Here is a 19,787-nt window from a genome sequence, read left to right as displayed (position 1 = left end):
TGATAAAATATAAAAGTGTTGTGAAAAGGAGGTGTATACCTTGGCCAGGAGATGCGAAATTTGCGGCAAAGGGGTAGCCGTCGGTATGAAAGTAAGCCACTCCCACATCCGCACCAAAAAAGTTTGGGCGCCCAACCTGCAAAGGGTTAAGGCCATGATCAACGGCACACCTCGCAGGATTATGGTTTGCACCAGGTGCCTGCGCAGCGGAAAGGTGCAGCGGGCCATATAATAATTTGATATATTAAATGAAAGCAAAACAAAACGGCACTAAGCCGTTTTTTGCTTTGCTATAAAATTTTCTCCAGGCCGGCCGTCCGGGTCAGTCCCGGTATCCGCCCGCGCTTGGCCACCGGGCTGCCGTTCACTTCCTTGATGTCCATGGTCATGTCAATGGCCGGGGCGCCGGAAATGTAACTGCCCACACCAAACGCGTCCGCCCCCGCCTCGATCAATAGCGGGATGCGTTCCGGTGTAATTCCGCCGGATACGAGAATTTTCACCTGCGGGAAACCGGCCTGACACAGGCGGGCCTTCACCTCGCGCACCAGGCCCGGGGTAACCCCGCCCCGTTCGCTGGGCGTATCCAGCCTTACGCCTTGCAGCTTCTCTCCCAGTGCCTCCGCCACCCGCAGCGACTCCTCGGCTTCATCCTTGAAAGTATCCACCAGGATGATCACCGGCGCATCCGGCGGCATGATTTGCTGGTAAACGCGGGCCACCTGCACCGTGTCCCCCACGATCAACATTACCGCATGGGGCACCGTCCCCGATGGCTCCTGCCCGGCCAGCTTGGCCCCCAGAATGCAGCTGGCGCCGTCCGCTCCGCCCAGGATGGCCGCCCTTTCCATGACCGGCGCCACCGCCGGGTGCACGTGCCGGGCGCCGAAACAAACCACCCTTTTATCCCCCGCCGCCTCCCGGCATCGCCTGGCCGCCGTGGCCCAGCCGCTGGAACTGGCCAGGATACCCAGCAGGGCCGTTTCGTAAATTCCGAAATCGTCATAGGCGCCGGAAATGCGCATGACAACATCCTTTTCCTTGAATTCCGCCCCTTCGGGCAAAGCCCAGGCTTCCACCGGCAGGCCGCCCAGGAGATTCTTCACCTCCGCCACACCGGCAAGGATGCCCGGCCTGCCGGCAAAAACTTCCACCGTAACGGGAGTGCGCTCAAGTCCCATGTGGCGCAACAATTCCCTGGTGCGTATAAAATAGATATCAGTAGTTAACCCGGTGGTAATTTCCTCATGGGTGGCGGAAAACAGCCGCCCCTCCGGCGCCGCCTTATATGCCGCCACCTCCGCCAGGGTTTGCAGGGTTTTCTTGTTCATGTAATCCTCCCACAATTCTGCTATGCCCGTTTATACCAGGGCTTTAACCAGGTTGGCCATTTCTATGGCGGTTACCGCCGCGTCCCAACCCTTGTTTCCGGCTTTGGTTCCCGCCCGCTCAATGGCCTGTTCGATGGTATCCGCGGTAATCACTCCGAATATAACGGGTTTGCCGGTATCCAGGCCCACCTTGGCAATGCCCTTGGAGACTTCCGCGGCAACATAGTCAAAATGAGGCGTAGCCCCGCGGATAACAGCGCCCAGGCAAATCACCGCGTCATAGCGGGCCATTTCCACCATCCGCCGGGCCACCATGGGGATTTCAAAGGCCCCGGGAACCCAGGCCACCTCAACGTCCTGTTCCGCCACGCCATGGCGAAGCAGGGCGTCCAGCGCGCCCGAGAGCAGCTTCTGGGTGATGAATTCGTTAAAACGCCCCACAACGATACCGAATTTCAGGCCTTCTCCCACCAGGTGGCCTTCAAAGTGTTTCACCAATCAAATCCTCTCCTCCAAATTTTATCTACCTAGTTACTCCTGAAAAACTTAAATTAAGCAGGGCTTCGTGTTAATTGGAGGGTTGCATACGAGCTTAATTCAAAGAACGAGCGAGCCCGAGGATAAGCGCCGGTGCATGTTCGAGCGCCCGCAGGGCGCGAGTTCTCCGGCGCCCGAGGTAAAATATCAGTTTGCCCGCAATGGCTCTGAAACAAGTTACTATTGCGGTAAAGTGTTGCGAGCCATTGCCGTCCGAGTTAGCAACCCGGAAATTAACACGAAATCCCAACGCGGACTTTTTCAGGGGGAACTACCTAGACTGTGCCAGACGCTACTTCTCCACGACGGAAAGCAGGTGGCCCAGTTTGCGCTTTTTGGTGCTGAGGTAGAACTTGTTGTCTTTGCCGGGGCTTATCTCTATCGGTACCCGGCCCACCACTTTCAAACCGTGCCCTTCCAGGCCGGCGATTTTTCTCGGGTTATTGGTCATCAGCCGGATTTTACTTAATCCAAGATCGGCCAAAATCTGGGCGCCGATACCGTAATCGCGGAGATCGGCCGGGAACCCCAGTGCCTCGTTGGCCTCAACCGTATCTTTCCCCTCGTCCTGCAGCTTGTATGCCCTGATCTTGTTGGTGAGGCCGATTCCCCGGCCTTCCTGCCGCATGTAAAGCAGCACGCCCACGCCTTCGCGCTCGATCATTTCCAGGGCCCGGGCCAGTTGATCGCCGCAGTCGCAGCGGGACGACCCGAAAACATCACCGGTCAGGCATTCGGAGTGCACCCTCACCAGCGGCGCTTCCACGCTGGACAAATCACCCTTGACCAGGGCAATGTGCTCTTTTTTGTCCAATAAACTTTCGTAAGCGATGGCCGTAAACCTGCCGTACTTGGTGGGCAGCTTGGCCGATTCCACCCGCCGGATCAATTTCTCATGGCGGCGCCGGTACTTGATGAGATCGGCAATGGTGATCATCTTCAAGCCATGGGTTTTGCAGAACTCGATCAACTCGGGCACCCTGGCCATGGTGCCGTCGTCTTTCATAATTTCGCAGATTACGCCGGCGGGGTACATGCCGGCCAGCCGGGTTAAATCCACCGCCGCCTCGGTGTGCCCGGCGCGCCGCAGAACACCGCCCTCCTTGGCCCGGAGCGGAAAAATATGCCCCGGCCGCCTGAGGTCCTCGGGTCTGGTGTTGGGGTCGAGAATAGCCCGTACGGTGGCCGCCCGCTCGTGGGCCGAAATGCCGGTGGTGGTCTCCTTGTAATCCACGGACACGGTGAACGCCGTGCCGTGCGGGTCGGTATTATGAGTAACCATGGCCGGCAAGTCCAGTTCGTCGAGCCTGGACCCGACAATGGGCATGCAGATCAAACCCCTGCCGTAAGTGGCCATAAATGTGATGGCCTCCGGGGTTACTTTTTCCGCGGCCATGATCAGGTCTCCCTCGTTTTCCCTGTCCTCGTCGTCAACTACGACCAGCATTTTACCTTGTCGGATATCCTCGATGGCCTCTTCAATGGTGCTGAAAATCATATTGATCCTTCCTTCCTTTTCAGTCATCGTTCGATTGGCGATCCGGCGTATTTATATAAAACCATTCTCGGCCAGTAACTCAACGGTAACACCACGGGACCTTGCTTTTTTCACTTCTTTCCTATCCCTCGCCCCCATCCAGCGCTCCACGTATTTGCCGATCAAGTCCCCTTCCAGGTTGACCCGGTCGCCCGGTTTTTTTTCCCCCAGGACCGTGGCGTGGGCGGTATGGGGAATCAGGGACACCTGAAAAGTGCCCTCGTCGAAATCAACCACCGTCAGGCTGGTCCCGTCGATGGCCACCGAACCTTTCTTGATGATGTAGCGCATAACCTCATCCGGCGCGGCGATGGTAATCAGGGTGGCTATATCATGTTTTTCCCTTTTTACGATCGTGCCCACGCCGTCGATATGACCGCTGACCAGGTGCCCGCCAAGCCGGTCGCCCAGCCTCAAAGCCCGTTCCAGGTTAACCCGGTCGCCCGGTTGCAGTTCGCCCAGATTGGTTTTGGCCAGTGTTTCGGCCATGACGTCGGCGGTAAACGCGCCCCTGTCAAAGGTTGTCACCGTAAGGCAAACCCCGTTGACGGCGATGCTGTCGCCAATCTCCATGTCCTCCATAATCCGTTGGGCGCTTATTTTCAACCGGGCGGAGTCCGCTCCCCGGCGCAGGGATATAATTTGTCCTTTTTCCTCCACAAGTCCCGTAAACATGCCTAACCACCCCGTTTAACCAGGTAACCCTCGATACAGATATCTTTCCCGTACCGGTTTATAGAGATGTGATCAATCTCCGGGGCGTCCCGCAACAATGATACGCCTTCGCCCCCCACCGGTCCCGGCGCCCCGTCCCCACCTATTATTTTGGGGGCGACAAACCAGTAAACCTTGTCCACCAGGTTATGCTTAATGAAGGAACCATTGACCCGGGCGCCCCCTTCCACCAGCAGGCTGGTAATTTCCCGCCGTCCCAGTTCCCGCAGCAGCGCCGCCAGGTCAACCCCGTTGGCGTCGCCCGGCATTTCCATGATTTCGGCGCCGTTCTCCTGAAGCAACCGCACATTTTCCCGCGGCGCGCCGGGCGTGGTGACAATAATGGTGGGCGCCTCCGAAACCTGGTTGATCACCCTGGCATGACAGGGCGTCCGGGCGCGGGAATCCAGGATCACCCGCACAGGGTCCTTCCCTTCGCCTTGCGTCAACCTGGTAGTCAGGGAAGGATCATCGGCCAGCACGGTGCCGACCCCGGCCAGGATGGCGTCATACCTGTCGCGCAGGCGATGAACGAACTCCCTGGACTCGGGCCCGGTAATCCACCGGGATTCCCCGCCGGCGGTGGCAATTTTGCCGTCCAGGCTCATGGCGGTTTTCATCACCACGAAAGGCAGGCCGGTGGTAATGTACTTGATGAACACTTCGTTCAAACGCCGGGCTTCCTGTTCCAGCACGCCGCATTCCACCTGCAGCCCCGCCTCTTTTAGCCTTTGGGCGCCCTTGCCGGCAACCAGCGGGTTGGGGTCGGTCATGGCCATAACCACCCGGCTGACGCCCGCGCCAATCACCGCTTCGGTGCAGGGCCCGGTACGGCCGTGGTGACAGCAGGGCTCCAGCGTAACATATAACGTCGCGCCCCGGGCGGCGGACCCGGCTTCCCGCAGGGCATGCACCTCGGCGTGCGGGGTCCCCGCCCGCGCGTGATAGCCCCGGCCGACCACCCGGCCGTCGCGCACCACCACCGCCCCCACCATGGGGTTGGGGCTGGTGCGCCCCATCGCTTTGGCCGCAAGGTCCAGGGCCATCTGCATGTAATAAAGGTCTTCCGCGTGCAAAAATCCACCTTCCTTGCCTTAACGTCGAAAAGCCCTGAAGAAATAATCTCTTCAGGGCAATATCAAACAACAGCATAACTACCGCTTAAGGCGCGGTAACAACGCCTTGCCTAACACCAACCTTCTCCCATCCAGACTTTACTGTCGGCTCCGGAATTGCACCGGATCAACCCTTGCGGGCTCGCGGGCTTGGAACAATACTCACCGCCGGTACGGAATTTCACCTGTCCCTGAAGGTTTATATATTTTTTATGTTAATTATAGTTACATGTAAAAGGAGTGTCAATATTAATACTTGGAAAAGTGTACAGGAAAAATCCTGGACAAGTAATCTATCATTTAGTACAATGATCATGTGACAACTTAACATTAACACTTAAATTGCCTGCATATTTGTAATCACTTCACAAGATGTCTTATCTTAAAAAATTAAAGCAAAAATGGATTAGTATGTAATAAAAAATAATAATTTAACAGCAAAACCGGTACTTGTATCTGGCGATCCGGTGGTTTCTCCGATCTCTTCACAATTATCTTCGTAATGGTAAAGTTACTGTTTGTTAACGTTTACAAAACCCTACCGGAGCAATACTTTACGCCCTTTCAGGGTCAGGACTTTCGGGACTATGACGAGTTTTCTCACATGCCAGCGATTGGTATGAAAGAAGGTGATATTCATTGAGTAAAATCATCGTGGAAAATCTGGTTAAAATTTTCGGAGATCACCCCGCCCGCGCCTTAAAAATGCTTCAGGAAGGCAAAAGCAAGGAGGAAATCCTTAAGACAACCAAACACACCGTTGGTGTTTATAATGTTTCCTTCCAGGTCGAAGCGGGGGAAACCTTTGTGTTAATGGGTTTATCCGGCAGCGGCAAGTCCACCCTGCTCCGTTGCCTTAACCGTTTAATCGAGCCCACCAGCGGCAGGGTGCTGATTGACGGCGAAGATATAACCGGCATGGATGAAAACAAATTGCGGGAAATTCGTCGAAAAAAGCTCGGCATGGTTTTCCAGCGTTTTGCCCTGTTTCCGCATCGCACCGTAGTGGACAACGTGGCATACGGACTGGAGATTCAAGGAATCAACAAAGAAGAAAGGCTGGAAAAAGCCCGCCGGGTGCTGGAAGTTGTGGGCCTCAAGGAATGGGAGAACAGTATGCCCAACCAGCTGAGCGGCGGTATGCAGCAACGGGTGGGACTGGCCCGGGCACTGGCCAGTGACCCGGATATTCTCTTGATGGATGAGGCGTTCAGCGCCCTCGACCCCCTAATCAGAAAGGGAATGCAGGATGAGTTGCTGGCGCTGCAGGCATCACTGAACAAAACCATTATTTTTGTAACCCATGACCTGGACGAAGCTCTGAAAATCGGCGACCGCATCGCCCTGATGAAAGACGGGGCCATTATTCAGATCGGCACTCCCGAGGAAATTCTCACCAACCCGGCCAATGAATACGTGGAAAAGTTCGTTGAAGACGTGGATATTTCCAAAGTGCTCACAGCCGAGGGCGTAATGAAAAAGCCCGATGTCGTCGCAACCACCAAGGACGGCCCCCGGACGGCCCTACGCCGGATGAAGGAAAACGGCATCTCCAGCATTTTCGTGCTTTCCCGGGACAGGCAACTGGTGGGGTTGGTTATGGCCGAAGACGCTCTTCAGGCTATCGAAGAACACAAGGAAACCCTGGAAGATATCATTATCCGGGATACCCCACGTGTAGCCCCGGAAACCCCGCTAACCGACCTGATTCCCATGGTAGCAGGGGCCAGGTATCCCATCGCAGTCGTTGACGAACAAAACTTCCTGAAAGGAATTATTGTCAGGGGGTCCGTGCTGGCCGGCATGGTGCGAAAGGGGGAAAACAAACAAGGTGCTGCCTAAAATTCCGATCGGGTACTGGGTAGACCTACTGGTAAGGTGGGCCACTGACAACCTCACCCCGCTGTTTAACGCCATTGTCCTGGTTATCGACTCCATCGTGAGTACCTTCGGTTTTATCCTGATGACCCCACCCGCTTGGATAATCATCATCCTGTCCCTACCGCTGGTATGGTTTTTAGCCGGCCGGAAAACCGCGATCGGCACGGCACTGGGCTTGCTTTTGATTTATGACCTGGGAATCTGGGAACCATCCATGAATACGCTGGCCATGGTTATTTCCGCCACCATTGTGGCTCTGATCACCGGCATACCCCTGGGGATCTGGACGGCCCGCAGTGATACGGTGCATAAAGTCGTAATGCCAATCCTGGATTTTATGCAAACCATGCCACCGTTTGTCTACCTTATTCCGGCAGTGTTTTTTTTCGATATCGGCACCGTACCGGGTTTGGTGGCCACGGTGGTATTCGCCATGCCGCCGGCCATCCGGCTTACCGGCCTGGGTATCCGGCAGGTCCCCGTCGAGCTGGTTGAAGCAGCCGAAGCATTTGGTTCCACCCCGGCTCAAAAGTTGGTAAAGGTTCAACTACCGGTAGCCATGCCCACCATCATGGCCGGCGTCAACCAGTGCATTATGCTTTCCCTTTCCATGGTGGTCATCGCGGCCATGATCGGCGCTGGCGGCCTGGGTTCCGAAGTGTTGCGCGGCATCCAGCGCCTGGACGTGCCTACGGGCTTTGAAGGCGGGCTGGCCATTGTCATCATTGCCATTATTCTGGACCGGATCACGCAAAGTTTTACAACATAGAAAAAAATAGTAGCTCCGGTTGGAAAAAATTATTATTAAGGAGGAGGATATTGTGAAAAAACTGTTCAAGGGGCTATCCATCCTGGCCGTAGTGGCTCTGCTGGCAGCGGCGGTGTTCGGGTGTGCCGGAGGTGGCGGGAAAGGCAAAATTGTGGGGATTGAACCCGGAGCGGGTATCATGAAGGCCACCGAAAAAGCCATCGAGGATTATAACCTGGATTTCGAGCTCCAGGAAAGCAGCAGCGCCGCAATGGCCGCCTCTCTGAAGAAAGCCATTGACGCCAAAGAGTGGATTGTTGTCACCGGCTGGACGCCCCACTGGAAGTTTGCCAAGTGGGACCTCAAATACCTTGAAGACCCCAAGGGAGTTTACGGCGGTGAGGAGCACATCGCCACCATCGCGCGCAAAGGACTGAAGGAAGACAATCCCGTGGCCTATGAAATGCTTGACAACTTCTACTGGGCCCCCGCCGACATGGAAGCCGTGATGTTGGACATCCAGAACGGCATGACACCCGACGAAGCAGCTCAAAAATGGATCAAGGAAAACCAGGACAAGGTAAACGAGTGGATCCCGAAAGGCAAGGAAACCGGCAACAGCGGCAAGGTGACCCTGGGTTACGTGGAATGGGATTCCGAAATCGCCAGCACCCACGTGGTGAAAAACGTTTTGGAGAATATGGGTTTTGAAGTTGAACCGGTCGCCGTGGACGCCGGGGTAATGTGGACCGGCATCGGCAAGGGTGATTTTGACGCCATCGTATCGGCCTGGTTGCCCGGTACGCACGCTGATTACTACGACAAGGTCAAGGACCAGGTGGACAATCTGGGTCCCAACCTGGAAGGTGCCAAAATCGGCCTGGTGGTACCCACCTACGTGACCATAAATTCAATTGAAGAATTAAACGAAGTCAAGGACAAATTTAAATAATGATTATTTCAAACAGGGTGACCCGCTGGTCGCCCTGTTTTACTTTATTGGGGAAACTTTTCACGCTATCTCCGGCTTGCTGATGGAGCACCTGTACTTGTGCAAGTCGGAAATAACCCCGTTGATGCGATCAATGGTGGCTTTATATTTCCAGTAATCACCGGCTTGGGTGCACCTGTTCAGGCTGCCGTACAAGACACTTAAACGCAAATGCAGCCGCCTGGGCAAAAGGGCCACGTCCGCGCCCATCTTGTGCCAGGCCTCGGTGACAAATATGGAACCACCGCGGGACTCGCCGGCATACCCGGGCAATTCACCTTTCCCCGTGGTGATATTATTGATGATGGCCCGGTTTTTCTTTAGTTCCTCCAACAACTCATCAATTACAAACAGCCTTTTATCAGTTACTTCCTGAACCCTGACCGTCTGGTAATACCATACCGTAACAATTACGCCGAAAAGGGTCAACAGGCCGCCCAGCGCAGCCTCATTAAAGCCACGAGCAAACTCGGCCGTATTGACCTGTTCACCCAGGGCGTCGAACAGAAGGGGAAAGTTCCCCGACAGCCAGTTCCAGTTGGCCATGATCACAATGAGCTCCCTGTTTAAGGATAAAATCACCCAGATGATAAACGGGCTGAATATGATAACCAGGCAAATGATAATCTTTTTAATGCACTTGATCATTTTCCGGGCGATCCGGTTGAACAGAGCCTGTAAAGTCTTTGATGGTCGTACCGTTCCAAACCGGGTGCAATCGTTCAAATCGCAACCACCTCGTGCAATTCAATGAAAAAGCCACCGTGATGATTGGTACCGGCGGCTTTGTTATTATCCCTCTAAAAGTACTTTTTTATCCTGTACTCAATTCAAAACCTGGGCCAAAAACTCCCGGGTGCGCTCGTGGCGCGGGTTGTTAAATATTTCGCACGGGGGACCTTCCTCAACAATCCTGCCGTCATCCATGAAAAACACCCGGTCCGCCACTTCCTTGGCAAAACCCATCTCGTGGGTGACCACCACCATCGTCATGCCTTCCCCGGCCAACTCCTTCATGACTAGCAATACCTCCCCCACCAGTTCCGGGTCCAACGCCGATGTGGGTTCGTCAAACAACATGATTTTGGGGTTCATGGCCAGAGCCCGGGCAATGGCCACCCGCTGTTTTTGGCCGCCGGAAAGCTGGCAGGGGTAAACACCCGCCTTATCCGACAGGCCCACTTTTTCCAGGAGATACGAGGCCGTTTCCATCGCCTCCTGCCTGGGCATTTTTTTTACAAAAATGGGTGCCTCGATCACGTTTTCCAGCACCGTCTTATGCGGAAACAGGTTGAAATGCTGAAAAACCATCCCCACGTCCTGGCGTATTTTATTCAAGTCATCCTTTTTGGGATCTATGTTTTTGCCCATAATCTCCACCCGGCCGCTGTCGTTCAATTCCAAAAAATTTATACATCTTAAAAGCGTACTTTTTCCGGAGCCGCTGGCCCCTATCAAAACAACCACCTTGCTTTTATCCACAGCAAAATCGACATCCTTTAAAACATGCAGCGAACCAAAATATTTGTTCAGACCCTTTATTTTTATCACTTGGCATCCCCCCCGTTCTCAACGTTTAATTTCAGTTCCAACTTATTAACCAGGAAAGTAAATATGATCACCAGCACCAAGTAATAAAATCCCGCCACCAGGTAGGTTTCGAAGGGCTGAAAGTTTTCCGCCTGGGCGTAAAGGGCCGTGCCGTATATTTCAGCTACCCCGAGATAGGCCACCAGGGAGGAATCTTTGAGGCCGATGATAAACTGGTTGCCCAGGGGCGGGATGGCCCGCTTGAAGGCCTGGGGCAGAATAATGCGCCGCATGGCCAACGGATAACTCATACCCAGCGAACGGGCGGCCTCCATCTGCCCCCGGTCAATGGACTGAATGGCGCCGCGAAATATTTCGGCAATGTAGGCCCCGGCGTGGATGGCCAGCGCCAGGGAGCCCGCCCAGAAAGCGGGGAGAACCACAATTTTGATAATGCCAAAATACAGAAACATCAACTGTACGATCAGCGGCGTGCCCCGGATAACGGTGATATATAACTGGGCGATGCCGTACAGCACGCGGTTGCCGGATATTTTGAAAAACGCAAAAACCAGACCGATCAACATAGCCAGTAATAGCGACACAAAGGTCAGTTTTAATGTAACTGTCGTTGCTTGCATAAAAGCTGCGGCGTTTTCCATGAATATTTCATAGATTGCTGTCATTCCGTCACCTCTACTTGTTATAACTATCTAAAGCTGTGGTATTGCCCAACACTCACTCCAATGCTTCGCGCCGACAGCACCACGGCTTGCTTCGGACCGGATTAGCGGCGCTGCAAAGGCGGCATGATATATTTTCATATTTTTGACATATTGACATTAAAGCTTAACTTATTTAAATCGCAAATTGCTAATTAGCCGCTGGTTTCGCGCCGCTATCCGGTTACCCGAAACTTCGCCGGGTGCTGTTACCGGCGCTACGCAAGTCGTTCGCTTATGGGCAATACCACAGCAGTCAATTGTTTAAGTATGGCTAAACAAGCCAGGGGTACGTTAAAAAAAACGCACCCCAGCCAATATAACTTACTCGCCAAGAATACTGCGGCCGAACCACTTGTTGCTGATTTCCTCGTAGGTACCGTCCTCGATCATTTCTTCCAGGGCGGCGTTGATTTTGTTCAGCAGTTCGGTGTCGCCCTTTTTAACGGGAATGGCCATTTCGTCCACCCACAGCGGTTCGCCCACATCTTTAATCTCCAGCCCGTCCTTCATAGCCCGAAAACCGACCATCTGATCGGTGATGACGGCGTCAATGCGACCGGTGGTCAGGTCCTGCAGGGCAACGACGTCGCTGTCATAGCCGATAACCTTGTCCTCACCGGTGTACTCGAGGGCCACGTCCCGGAAGGTACTGGCCTTTACGACACCAATTTTCTTACCTTTGATATCGTCCGCGCTCTTTATGGTATCGTTGCCGGCGCTGACAAATACCTGGGCGCCCGAGCGGTAATAGGGCCGTGAAAAGTCAACCTGTTCTTTACGATCCTCCGTTATGGCCATACTGCCGATAATGGCGTCGTATTTACCTGCCTTCAAGCCCTGGATGATGGTTTCCCAGGGGTTGGTCACCGGGTTTGGCTCCATACCCATGCGCCTGGCAATTTCAGCGCCGATTTCCACATCAAACCCGACCAGCTTGCCGCCTTCCCTATAATTAAAGGGCTTATACAGCCCGCTCATGGCGTAAGTAAACTTGGCTTTTTCTTTTTCCGCCTGTTCACCGCCATCACCGGCTGAGCCCGCGTTGCCGCCGCAACCCACGGCCGCCAGCATCATCGCAGCGATCATGGCCACTATAACAACCAACCAACCTATTTTTTTCAAATCACCATCTCCTTTGCATTTTGTTTTTTAAATAACTGGCAAACGGTTGAATAACAGGGTTTGATAAAAACTTTCACCTCCCAAGGTAATTAAATCTAGTATTAACACCGTCAACCAGATTATAATATGAAACAAGTAAGTTGTTGCCAACTCTATTTATTAAAAAAGTTGTCGGATTGAATAAAAAAATAAACTCTTTAAATTTTAAATTTTTTTTATACAAAATATTATATTGAACCCCGGCAAAATTGTAAACGTCCTCTTTAAGCCCGGATTCGCCTTTACGGCTTAACCCATAAATTCATATCCTCCTATCTTCCGCCTAGGCAATTATTTAAAAATCGCCCACGCAGATATAATCGTGGTTATCGATATCTCGTTCCACCTCCGCCCTGAACTCCAGTTCGCCGGGCCGGCCGCGTTTTCCGCAAGCCGGTGAATTTGGCTAGAAAAAGCGCGGGAAAAATTATTATTTTCAACCCATCGGCTCGTGAGATTTGCCGGGCAAATTAGGGAATCCCCCCGTAATCATAGGGGGGATTCCTGAAACCCACATTATTAAATACTTATCAAGTTATTCGGTTTTCATCTTGGCGATGGCGTCTTTGATTTCGGAGATGGACGCCTCTTCCTCGATGGTTGACAGATCGCCCAGGTCCTTGCCGAGCCAGAGGGTTTTCATTACCCGCCGCATAATCTTGCCGCTGCGGGTCTTGGGCAGCGATCCCACAAACTGGATGTCCCGCATCACCACAATAGCTCCCATGGTGTTGCGCACGTGGGCGATCAGCTCTTTTTTCATTTCCTCGGAGGGCTCGTAGCCCTGCCTGAGCACCACGAAGGCGCAGGCCACTTCGCCCCTCAAGTCATCAGGCACACCGGATACGCCGGCCTCCACCACCGCCGGGTGCGAGATCAGGGCGCTTTCCACTTCCACGGTACCGATGCGGTGAGCGGCAATTTTGATCACCTCGTCGGAGCGACCGGCAAAGAAAATATAGCCGTCCTCGTCAAAGTAAGCCGCATCGCCGCAAAGATACTTGCCCTTGGTGGAGGGCAGGCGCTCCCAGTAATTGTACAGGTAGCCTTCCGGATCGCCCCACAGGGTGGAAACAAGGCCCGGGAACGGCTTTTTGATGACCACGACGCCCTTTTCACCGGGCGGCAGGGGCTGGCCGTCCTTTTCATCCAGCACCTCGGCCACCACACCGGGCACCGGAATATGCGCCGAGCCCGGCTTGATGGGGATCATCCCCAGGCCGTACGGGTTGGCGAAAATGGGGCCGGAGGTCTCGGTTTGCCACATGTGGTCCATAACCGGAATCCTGTTTTCGAAGACCTGTTCCTGCAGCCAGGACCAGGCGGGCGGGTTTAAAACTTCCCCGGCGCAGAAAATCCTTTCCACCGAGCTGAGATCGTGCTTGCGCGCCTCTTCGATGCCCAAACGCATCAGACCGCGCACCCCGGTGGGCGACAGCCACAGCGCGGTGGCCTTATTCCGCGAAGCCACGCTCCACCACATATCCTTGCGGGGGTAATCGGGCGTGCCCTCGTACAGAACAGTGGTGCAGCCGGTGAGCAGCGGGCAGTAAACGTTGTAGCTATGTCCCACAATCCAGCCGATGTCGGAGGTGCAGAACCAGACGTCGCTGTCCCGGAGGCCGTAGATCCATTTACCCATGCTGTAAACGTAAATCTGGTAACCGCCGTGCTTTTGTACCGTCACCTTGGGTTTGGCGGTGGTCCCGGAAGTGGGCAGCAGGAACAGCGGGTCATTGGAATCCATAATTTCATACGCGTCGCTTTGTCCCTCGCCGCCGGCCAGAAACTCATCCCAATAGATATCCCGCCCGGGCGTCATGGGGTATTCCCGCTCGGTACTCTTTCTCAGCATAACCACTTTTTCAATGGAACCCCCGGGACATTTGGCAATCCCTTCATCCACAATGGGCTTGAGCTCTACGGGTTTGCCCCGCCTGGAACCCTCGTCCTGGGTAAGAACATACCTGGCGCCTGATATTTGCAAGCGGTCCGCCACGGCATTGGAGGAAAAGCCGGCGAAAATAACCACGTGAATGGCTCCAACGCGGGCACAGGCCAGCATGGAAGCCACGGACTCGATCCCGGTGGGCATGTAAATGGCCACCCGGTCTCCCTTCTTAACTCCCATGCCTCGCAATGCCCTGGTATATTGTTTTACCAAATCAAAAAGCTGGGCGTAAGTAACCGTTCTGATTTCGCCCGTTTCACCGGACTCCGCCACTATGGCCGCCCGGCCCGCCCGGCCTTTTTCGATATTATAATCCAGGCAATTGTAACTAATATTCGTTTGTCCACCGATGAACCACTGGAAGGTGGGATAATCCCAGTTAAATACCTTATCCCATTTTTTAAACCACTTGATTTCGCTCATGGCCTGCTCGGCGGCGTGGCCCCAGAATCCCTCGGTATCCTCGGCCGCCCAGTTGATGAAATTTTTGACATGTGGTGGAATTAAGCCCGTACCTGCTCTGTTATAATCCATACTCAGCCATTCCTCCCCTTTAAAGTTTATTCAAGATAGCTTGATGTATATCAGCTAGCTGGTCAGTTAACACACCCGTAAAGGGTAAAAAATTACACCCACTGTTTTTCGAATTTTCTAAATTGGACTTTAATTCATTCTATTATAATCCTGCTGGTATCACAAGGATTTTACTGCTGGATTGCAAAAAATCATCTCTAAACGGTAATTTACACCGTTAAAGTACCCTATGGGCACCCGCCGCCGGAATAAACGGACAAAAAAAGAGCCCCTTAATTAATTATGATAGGGGCCCCCTATTTATGTCATTCCCGAGCCGTTTCCTGATCTTTAGCCGCTGTAAGCTCCTCTTCCCGTTCTCCGGCCTTGCGCCCGGCTGTTTTTTGGTAATCCCGAGCCTTTTTTTCAAGGTCCTTGAAACCCATTACCATACCTCCTTAGGTATTTGGAGGTATTATTGCCGGAAATATTACAGTTTATACATTGATTTCCTGCCCGGGAACGGGTTCATTTCCGGTAACCAGTTGATACACCATCCTGGCCGAGTCGTGAGTACCGACAACCATAAGCACGTCCCCGGCCTGCAGGGTGGTTTTGGCCTCAGGTGACAGGATTTCGTGGCCGTTGCGATAAATGGAAAGCACCGTAGCTCCCGTCCGGGCCCTGAAATCCGCTTCAGCCAGCGATTTTCCCAGCAGAGGTGAACTGGGTGGTACGGTAATTTCCTCCAGTTTTTGCAGCCGCCCGGCCATCTTAAAGGTATAATCCAGAAGCTGGTTGGTAAGCCTGTCGATTTCGGTGTTCAATTTTTCCCTTTCCCGCAGCAGGTCGGAAAGCCGTTCCTGGATATCCAGCAATACTTTTTTCTGGTTATAATCCGCCAGGTACTCACGGGCAGCCCGGTCTGATTTTACCACCACGCCCACACCAGGCATCACATCGACTATGTCCCGTTCCTGAAGAAGCGTCAGCGCTCGCCGGATGGTTTCCGGTGAAACATTGTATTTGCCGGCCAGCGTGGAACGGCCGAATATCTTTTGCCCGATCCGGTATTCACCGCGCACTATCCGGGTGGCTATATCCACGGCAATAGTAACATACCTGGCTAAATGGACTTGGGGTTGATTTTCTTGCATCCGTTTTCCCTACCTTATTTTTAATTATATTTTTACACCACACCCGGTACTCCATTCCGTTTTCGGAAAATGACCGGATCGCCCTTTACATTTTTAATCCAATTAGTTAGTTGCTATAAAGAACGCGGATACCACGCGCGGTTAAATCGTTAATCAAATCATCCACGCCGGCCGCCCTGAGCCTGAGCATAACCTGAACGGTGTTATCCTCTTTTTCCCGGCAGGCCACCCCCAGTACATTCAAACCGTACTCTTTCACCACCTGAAGCACGTCGGCCAAAGCACCCACCTTGTTTTCCATTTCCAGTACCAACCTGACCCCCGCCTTATGCAGGCCGAAAATACGGATTAACGCGTCGAATACGTCGGTCTGCGTGATAATCCCCTTCAGCTGGTCGTCTTCCACCACCAGCAGGCAGCGAATGCCGTGTTCGCGCATTTTCAGAGCAGCCTCTTCGATGGTGCAGGAAGGTTCCACAGTAACAGGCTCTTTGACCAGTACATCCTTGACGGTCATTTTGGACAGCAGGTAATTCATTTCAAATACGCTGAGGGTGGAAGCAGGCGAAGGCGTAACGGTAAGCAATTCCAGCTCGGTAATCAACCCGGCCAGTTTACCGCGGTTCATTACCGGCAGCTGGTGAATCTTTCTTTTTCGCATCGTATTGAGAGCTTCCAATACCGGGGTATCCACCGGGATGGTTATGGGCGACGTGCTCATGTAATCCTTTACAAACATGCGCAATTCCTCCAGGCCTTATAGTTGTTATTTTTGAGCTACTTTGAGCCCCCTGTAACGGTTAAACGCCGCTGCAATTTCATACTTCCGGGGTAGCGCCATATCCCCCGGGTGCTGCCCTTTAAAGGGCGAAACGACTTCCAATCCCCCCTTCTCTATATCATGCAGCACCGCCTGGATCACCTGCATCAACGTGGTCTTGCCGTCTATGTACCTGAGTGCCGCGTACTTGATGATGGCGGCCAGCGCGGCGGTTTGACTGTTGTCCACCAATTGTTCCACGTTTTGCAGATCTATGTTGTCACGGCCCAGTTGAATATCATTTAGCCCCCTGGCTTTTACTTTATCCCCCTGCAAGCGAAAAGCCTCGGGCAGCGGGATGCGCTCCCGCACCGTGGTAAGCGGACATGCGGTTTCCCGCCTTCGCCCGCCCCGGGTGGCGGCGGCGATTTCCCGGGCGCGGGCGGTAACGTCGCGGGGCAGGTAATTTTGCATCATAATTACCCGGTCCGCCACCTCGAAATAGTCCCCGGAACCGCCAACCACCAGAATGGTGGAGATATTAAAATTATCCAGTAAATCCCGCACGGTGTCAATAAAGGGGGTAATCGGTTCCATTTCCTTGGCGACCAGCTGCTGCATCCTGCCGTCCCTGATCATAAAGTTGGTGGCGCTGGTGTCCTCGTCCAACAAGAGCAGGGAAGTGCCCGTTTCCAGCGCCTCCACGATGTTGGCGGCCTGGGAAGTGCTGCCGCTGGCGTTGGCGGTGGAAAAATTGCGCGTGTCCCGGCCAAAGGGCAGGTTATTGATGAACCCGCTGATATCCACACCGGCCACGCTGCGCCCGTCTTCCGCCCTGATCTTCACGGCGTCGGCCACGGTGATGACCAGTTCCCTGCCGTCGCCCGGCAGGTGGTTGTATACGCCCCGTTCAATGGCCCGCAGCAAGGTGGACTTTCCATGGTAGCCGCCCCCCACGATCAGGGTGACGCCCCGCGGAATGCCCATGCCGGTAACTTCACCCCGGTGGGGCAAAGATATGGAAACAGAATATTCCGGGGGCGATTGAAACGGAATTACGTTTTTCCCCTTTAAAGGCAGGTCGCTGACACCGCTTTCCCGGGGCAGCACCGAACCGTCCGCCACGAAGGCCACCAGGCCCATCTCCGAAAGCTTTTTGCGCAGCGCTTCCTGGTCCTCGGCCAGTTCTACGTGTTCCCGCAGTTTTTCCCGGTCCAGGTTCCTAAAAATCAGGGTTTTTTTAACTATTTCAGGCACGTGTTCCATGAATATTTCCACGGCTTCACGGGCCATCACCGTTCTTCCCCGGGCCGGCAGGCCGATCACAAACCGCGCTTCCACGTATTCATCGTTTACAACCATGGAGGTCCGCTCCAGCACTTCCTGCCCGCATCGATCAATGGCAATGACACCGCTTGAGCCCGTGCCCTTCCTTTCCGAGCACGTCCGGGCCAGGGCACCGAAGCGCCTGGTCAAAAAATCCTGCAGCGCCACCCTCGCCGGGCGGGTTGCATAATACTTGCCGGGAAAACCGGCAATATCCCGGGGCACCCTGGCCCGCACCCGGCTGGGCGGGGCAAAGGGGTCGCTCTGCACGTGATCGACAAAAAGGGTGAAAAAATCGTATTTATACGCTCCGGCCAGGGATTTATATGCTCCGTATCCTTTATGGTCGATGCTGGTGATTTTTTGTCGTAAATCTTGGCTGGATTGCACGCCAAATCCCCCATACCCTAATTTGTGTTACGAAAAAGCCGGTTTTCCGATCCCCGGATCACCGGCCACAGCTTTAAATTACTTTTTCCAGGTTGAGCAGAAGCCAGAGTTCCTCACCTTTTTTAATCACACCCTTGAGGTAATCCACGTTGTCACCGGCCACCGACGGCGGTTCAACCTCATCACCGGTATATCTGCCCACTTCCTGCACGTTATCCACAATCATGCCTATTTTTTGCCCGTTGTATTCAACCACAATGATCCGCGACGTTTCGTCGTATTCCTTAACGGGAAGGCCCAGCCGGCGATTAAGGTTGATCACCGGAACAATATTTCCCCGGAGATTGATAATCCCCTCCACAAATTCCTTTGTATTGGGAACCTTGGTAATGTCGGTCATGCGGATAATTTCCTGGGTTTCCTGAATCGGTAGGGCGTATAATTGACCGGCCAGCTCGAAGATGACCAGTTGACCCTCACTTTGCACCGTAAACCACCTGCTTTCGTTTAATTTTAAACGATTATATTAAACGATCAAGCAGTATTTTCCTCTTTCCCATCCAAGAACCGGCATTATTTTTTGTCTTTTTTCTCCACGGGCTGCTTTTCCAGGCTTTCCCTGGGAGCATTGCAGGATTTGCATTTACCGGGCTTGCAGCGCCCTTCCACAATAGCCCCGCAGGATTGACATTTCCAAACGGCCATAAATTTTAACCTCCAATCCTGAATAATATTTGCAACTTTTTAAAAACAGAATCGTTTTAACCGCGGGCCGCTTCCCTGAGCCGCCGCACCGCAGCCGCGGGATCACCGGCCCCGAAAACGGCCGAACCCGCCACCAGCACCCCGGCTCCGGCCCGGACTGCGCCGGGTGCGGTTTCAGCGTTGATTCCACCGTCAACCTCCAGCAGCACCTCGGGTTTCTCCTTCTCCAACAACGTTTTAACTTGTCTTATTTTCGGCAACATCCCCGTAATGAATTCCTGCCCCCCGAACCCCGGGTTGACGGTCATCACCAGCACCAGGTCCAGGAGGGGCAAAACATACTCGAGCCCCTCGGGCGTGGTGGCGGGGTTGAAAGCCAGGCCTGCCCTCTTGCCCGCCTGCTTGATTGCCTGCAGCGTCCGGTGCAAGTGGGGACAAGTTTCCGCGTGCACCGTAATAATATCGGCGCCCGCTGCGGCAAAATCGTTAATATACCGGTCGGGGTTTTCAATCATCAGGTGCACGTCAAAAACCATGTCCGAGAGGGGACGCACAGCTTCCACCACCAGGGGGCCAATGGTTATGTTGGGTACAAAATGCCCGTCCATCACGTCGATATGTAAAAATTCCGCGCCGGCGCTTTCAACTGCCCGCACCTGCTCGCCGAGTGCCGCAAAATTTGCCGACAGGATTGATGGAGCGATTTTTACCAATG

20 protein-coding genes and 1 riboswitch are annotated in these 19,787 nt (G+C 53.7%); of the genes, 4 read left to right on the top strand and 16 right to left on the bottom strand.

The features are described 5' to 3' along the window. Window positions 1-40 precede the first annotated feature (40 nt). On the top strand, window positions 41-232 hold the full coding sequence (gene rpmB / locus IT084_RS05120; protein WP_195711745.1) for a 50S ribosomal protein L28: 192 nt from the start codon (window positions 41-43) through the stop codon (window positions 230-232). Between the two features lie 58 nt (window positions 233-290). On the opposite strand, the gene IT084_RS05115 is transcribed toward rpmB, so the two are convergent. The 5 genes from IT084_RS05115 to ribD all read right to left on the bottom strand — a co-directional run bounded on the left by IT084_RS05115 (window position 291) and on the right by ribD (window position 5,195). Then, entirely contained in the window at window positions 291-1,331 is a 1,041-nt protein-coding gene (locus IT084_RS05115; RefSeq protein ID WP_195711743.1) for a nicotinate phosphoribosyltransferase, read from the bottom strand. Between the two features lie 30 nt (window positions 1,332-1,361). Beyond that, a complete protein-coding gene (ribE, locus tag IT084_RS05110) occupies window positions 1,362-1,829 on the bottom strand; it encodes a 6,7-dimethyl-8-ribityllumazine synthase (protein ID WP_207744413.1) in 468 nt (155 codons plus the stop codon). Window positions 1,830-2,160: 331 nt separating this feature from the next. Then, on the bottom strand, window positions 2,161-3,366 hold the full coding sequence (locus IT084_RS05105; RefSeq protein WP_207744412.1) for a bifunctional 3,4-dihydroxy-2-butanone-4-phosphate synthase/GTP cyclohydrolase II: 1,206 nt from the start codon (window positions 3,364-3,366) through the stop codon (window positions 2,161-2,163). Window positions 3,367-3,417: 51 nt separating this feature from the next. Next, on the bottom strand, window positions 3,418-4,080 hold the full coding sequence (locus tag IT084_RS05100; protein WP_195711739.1) for a riboflavin synthase: 663 nt from the start codon (window positions 4,078-4,080) through the stop codon (window positions 3,418-3,420). 2 nt (window positions 4,081-4,082) lie between these two features. Then, entirely contained in the window at window positions 4,083-5,195 is a 1,113-nt protein-coding gene (gene ribD, locus IT084_RS05095; protein WP_243276766.1) for a bifunctional diaminohydroxyphosphoribosylaminopyrimidine deaminase/5-amino-6-(5-phosphoribosylamino)uracil reductase RibD, read from the bottom strand. 115 nt (window positions 5,196-5,310) lie between these two features. Further along, window positions 5,311-5,437: riboswitch (FMN riboswitch) on the bottom strand. A 436-nt stretch (window positions 5,438-5,873) separates the two neighbouring features. On the opposite strand from ribD, the gene IT084_RS05090 reads away from it, so the two are divergent. From IT084_RS05090 to IT084_RS05080, 3 genes are read left to right on the top strand one after another with little or no spacing between them, the layout of a single operon-like run. Further along, complete coding sequence (locus IT084_RS05090; protein ID WP_243276765.1) at window positions 5,874-7,076, top strand: glycine betaine/L-proline ABC transporter ATP-binding protein; 1,203 nt, start codon at window positions 5,874-5,876, stop codon at window positions 7,074-7,076. Further along, window positions 7,066-7,884 carry a proline/glycine betaine ABC transporter permease gene (locus IT084_RS05085; RefSeq protein ID WP_195711737.1) on the top strand — a complete coding sequence of 273 codons (819 nt, stop codon included), beginning with the start codon at window positions 7,066-7,068 and terminating at the stop codon, window positions 7,882-7,884. Before IT084_RS05090 ends, IT084_RS05085 begins: the two co-directional genes overlap by 11 nt. Before the next feature lie 52 nt (window positions 7,885-7,936). Next, entirely contained in the window at window positions 7,937-8,815 is an 879-nt protein-coding gene (locus IT084_RS05080; protein WP_195711735.1) for a glycine betaine ABC transporter substrate-binding protein, read from the top strand. 60 nt (window positions 8,816-8,875) lie between these two features. Here IT084_RS05080 and IT084_RS05075 read toward each other — a convergent pair whose 3' ends face one another. The 11 genes from IT084_RS05075 to rpe all read right to left on the bottom strand — a co-directional run bounded on the left by IT084_RS05075 (window position 8,876) and on the right by rpe (window position 19,785). After that, the gene (locus IT084_RS05075) at window positions 8,876-9,580 is read right to left on the bottom strand and encodes a hypothetical protein (protein WP_195711733.1); all 705 of its coding nucleotides are present in this window, start codon (window positions 9,578-9,580) and stop codon (window positions 8,876-8,878) included. Between the two features lie 99 nt (window positions 9,581-9,679). Next, window positions 9,680-10,405, bottom strand: a complete 726-nt coding sequence (locus IT084_RS05070) for an amino acid ABC transporter ATP-binding protein (RefSeq protein WP_195711731.1) — start codon at window positions 10,403-10,405, stop codon at window positions 9,680-9,682. Then, window positions 10,402-11,061 carry an amino acid ABC transporter permease gene (locus IT084_RS05065; protein WP_395879471.1) on the bottom strand — a complete coding sequence of 220 codons (660 nt, stop codon included), beginning with the start codon at window positions 11,059-11,061 and terminating at the stop codon, window positions 10,402-10,404. The genes IT084_RS05070 and IT084_RS05065 overlap by 4 nt, the downstream gene beginning before the upstream one ends. Window positions 11,062-11,430: 369 nt before the next feature. Next, window positions 11,431-12,231, bottom strand: a complete 801-nt coding sequence (locus IT084_RS05060) for an ABC transporter substrate-binding protein (protein WP_243276764.1) — start codon at window positions 12,229-12,231, stop codon at window positions 11,431-11,433. Window positions 12,232-12,805: 574 nt separating this feature from the next. After that, window positions 12,806-14,755: an acetate--CoA ligase gene (locus IT084_RS05055; RefSeq protein ID WP_195711727.1), complete on the bottom strand. Its 1,950-nt coding sequence runs from the start codon at window positions 14,753-14,755 to the stop codon at window positions 12,806-12,808. Window positions 14,756-15,231: 476 nt separating this feature from the next. After that, on the bottom strand, window positions 15,232-15,891 hold the full coding sequence (locus tag IT084_RS05050; RefSeq protein ID WP_195711725.1) for a TrkA C-terminal domain-containing protein: 660 nt from the start codon (window positions 15,889-15,891) through the stop codon (window positions 15,232-15,234). A 106-nt stretch (window positions 15,892-15,997) separates the two neighbouring features. Further along, window positions 15,998-16,630 (bottom strand): CBS and ACT domain-containing protein, encoded by a 633-nt coding sequence (locus IT084_RS05045; RefSeq protein ID WP_195711724.1) that lies wholly within the window; start codon window positions 16,628-16,630, stop codon window positions 15,998-16,000. Window positions 16,631-16,657: 27 nt separating this feature from the next. After that, on the bottom strand, window positions 16,658-18,367 hold the full coding sequence (locus IT084_RS05040; RefSeq protein ID WP_195711718.1) for an ABC-ATPase domain-containing protein: 1,710 nt from the start codon (window positions 18,365-18,367) through the stop codon (window positions 16,658-16,660). Window positions 18,368-18,440: 73 nt separating this feature from the next. After that, the gene (locus tag IT084_RS05035; RefSeq protein ID WP_195711717.1) at window positions 18,441-18,854 is read right to left on the bottom strand and encodes a chemotaxis protein CheW; all 414 of its coding nucleotides are present in this window, start codon (window positions 18,852-18,854) and stop codon (window positions 18,441-18,443) included. Between the two features lie 86 nt (window positions 18,855-18,940). After that, a complete protein-coding gene (locus IT084_RS05030) occupies window positions 18,941-19,072 on the bottom strand; it encodes an RCKP-type rubredoxin-like domain-containing protein (protein WP_195711716.1) in 132 nt (43 codons plus the stop codon). Between the two features lie 56 nt (window positions 19,073-19,128). Then, the gene (gene rpe / locus IT084_RS05025) at window positions 19,129-19,785 is read right to left on the bottom strand and encodes a ribulose-phosphate 3-epimerase (RefSeq protein ID WP_195711715.1); all 657 of its coding nucleotides are present in this window, start codon (window positions 19,783-19,785) and stop codon (window positions 19,129-19,131) included. Window positions 19,786-19,787 lie beyond the last annotated feature (2 nt).

The organism is Desulfallas sp. Bu1-1 (assembly GCF_015594625.1).
Taxonomy (GTDB): domain Bacteria; phylum Bacillota; class Desulfotomaculia; order Desulfotomaculales; family Desulfallaceae; genus JADNRQ01.
This window is presented reverse-complemented; position numbering and strand designations above follow the sequence as displayed.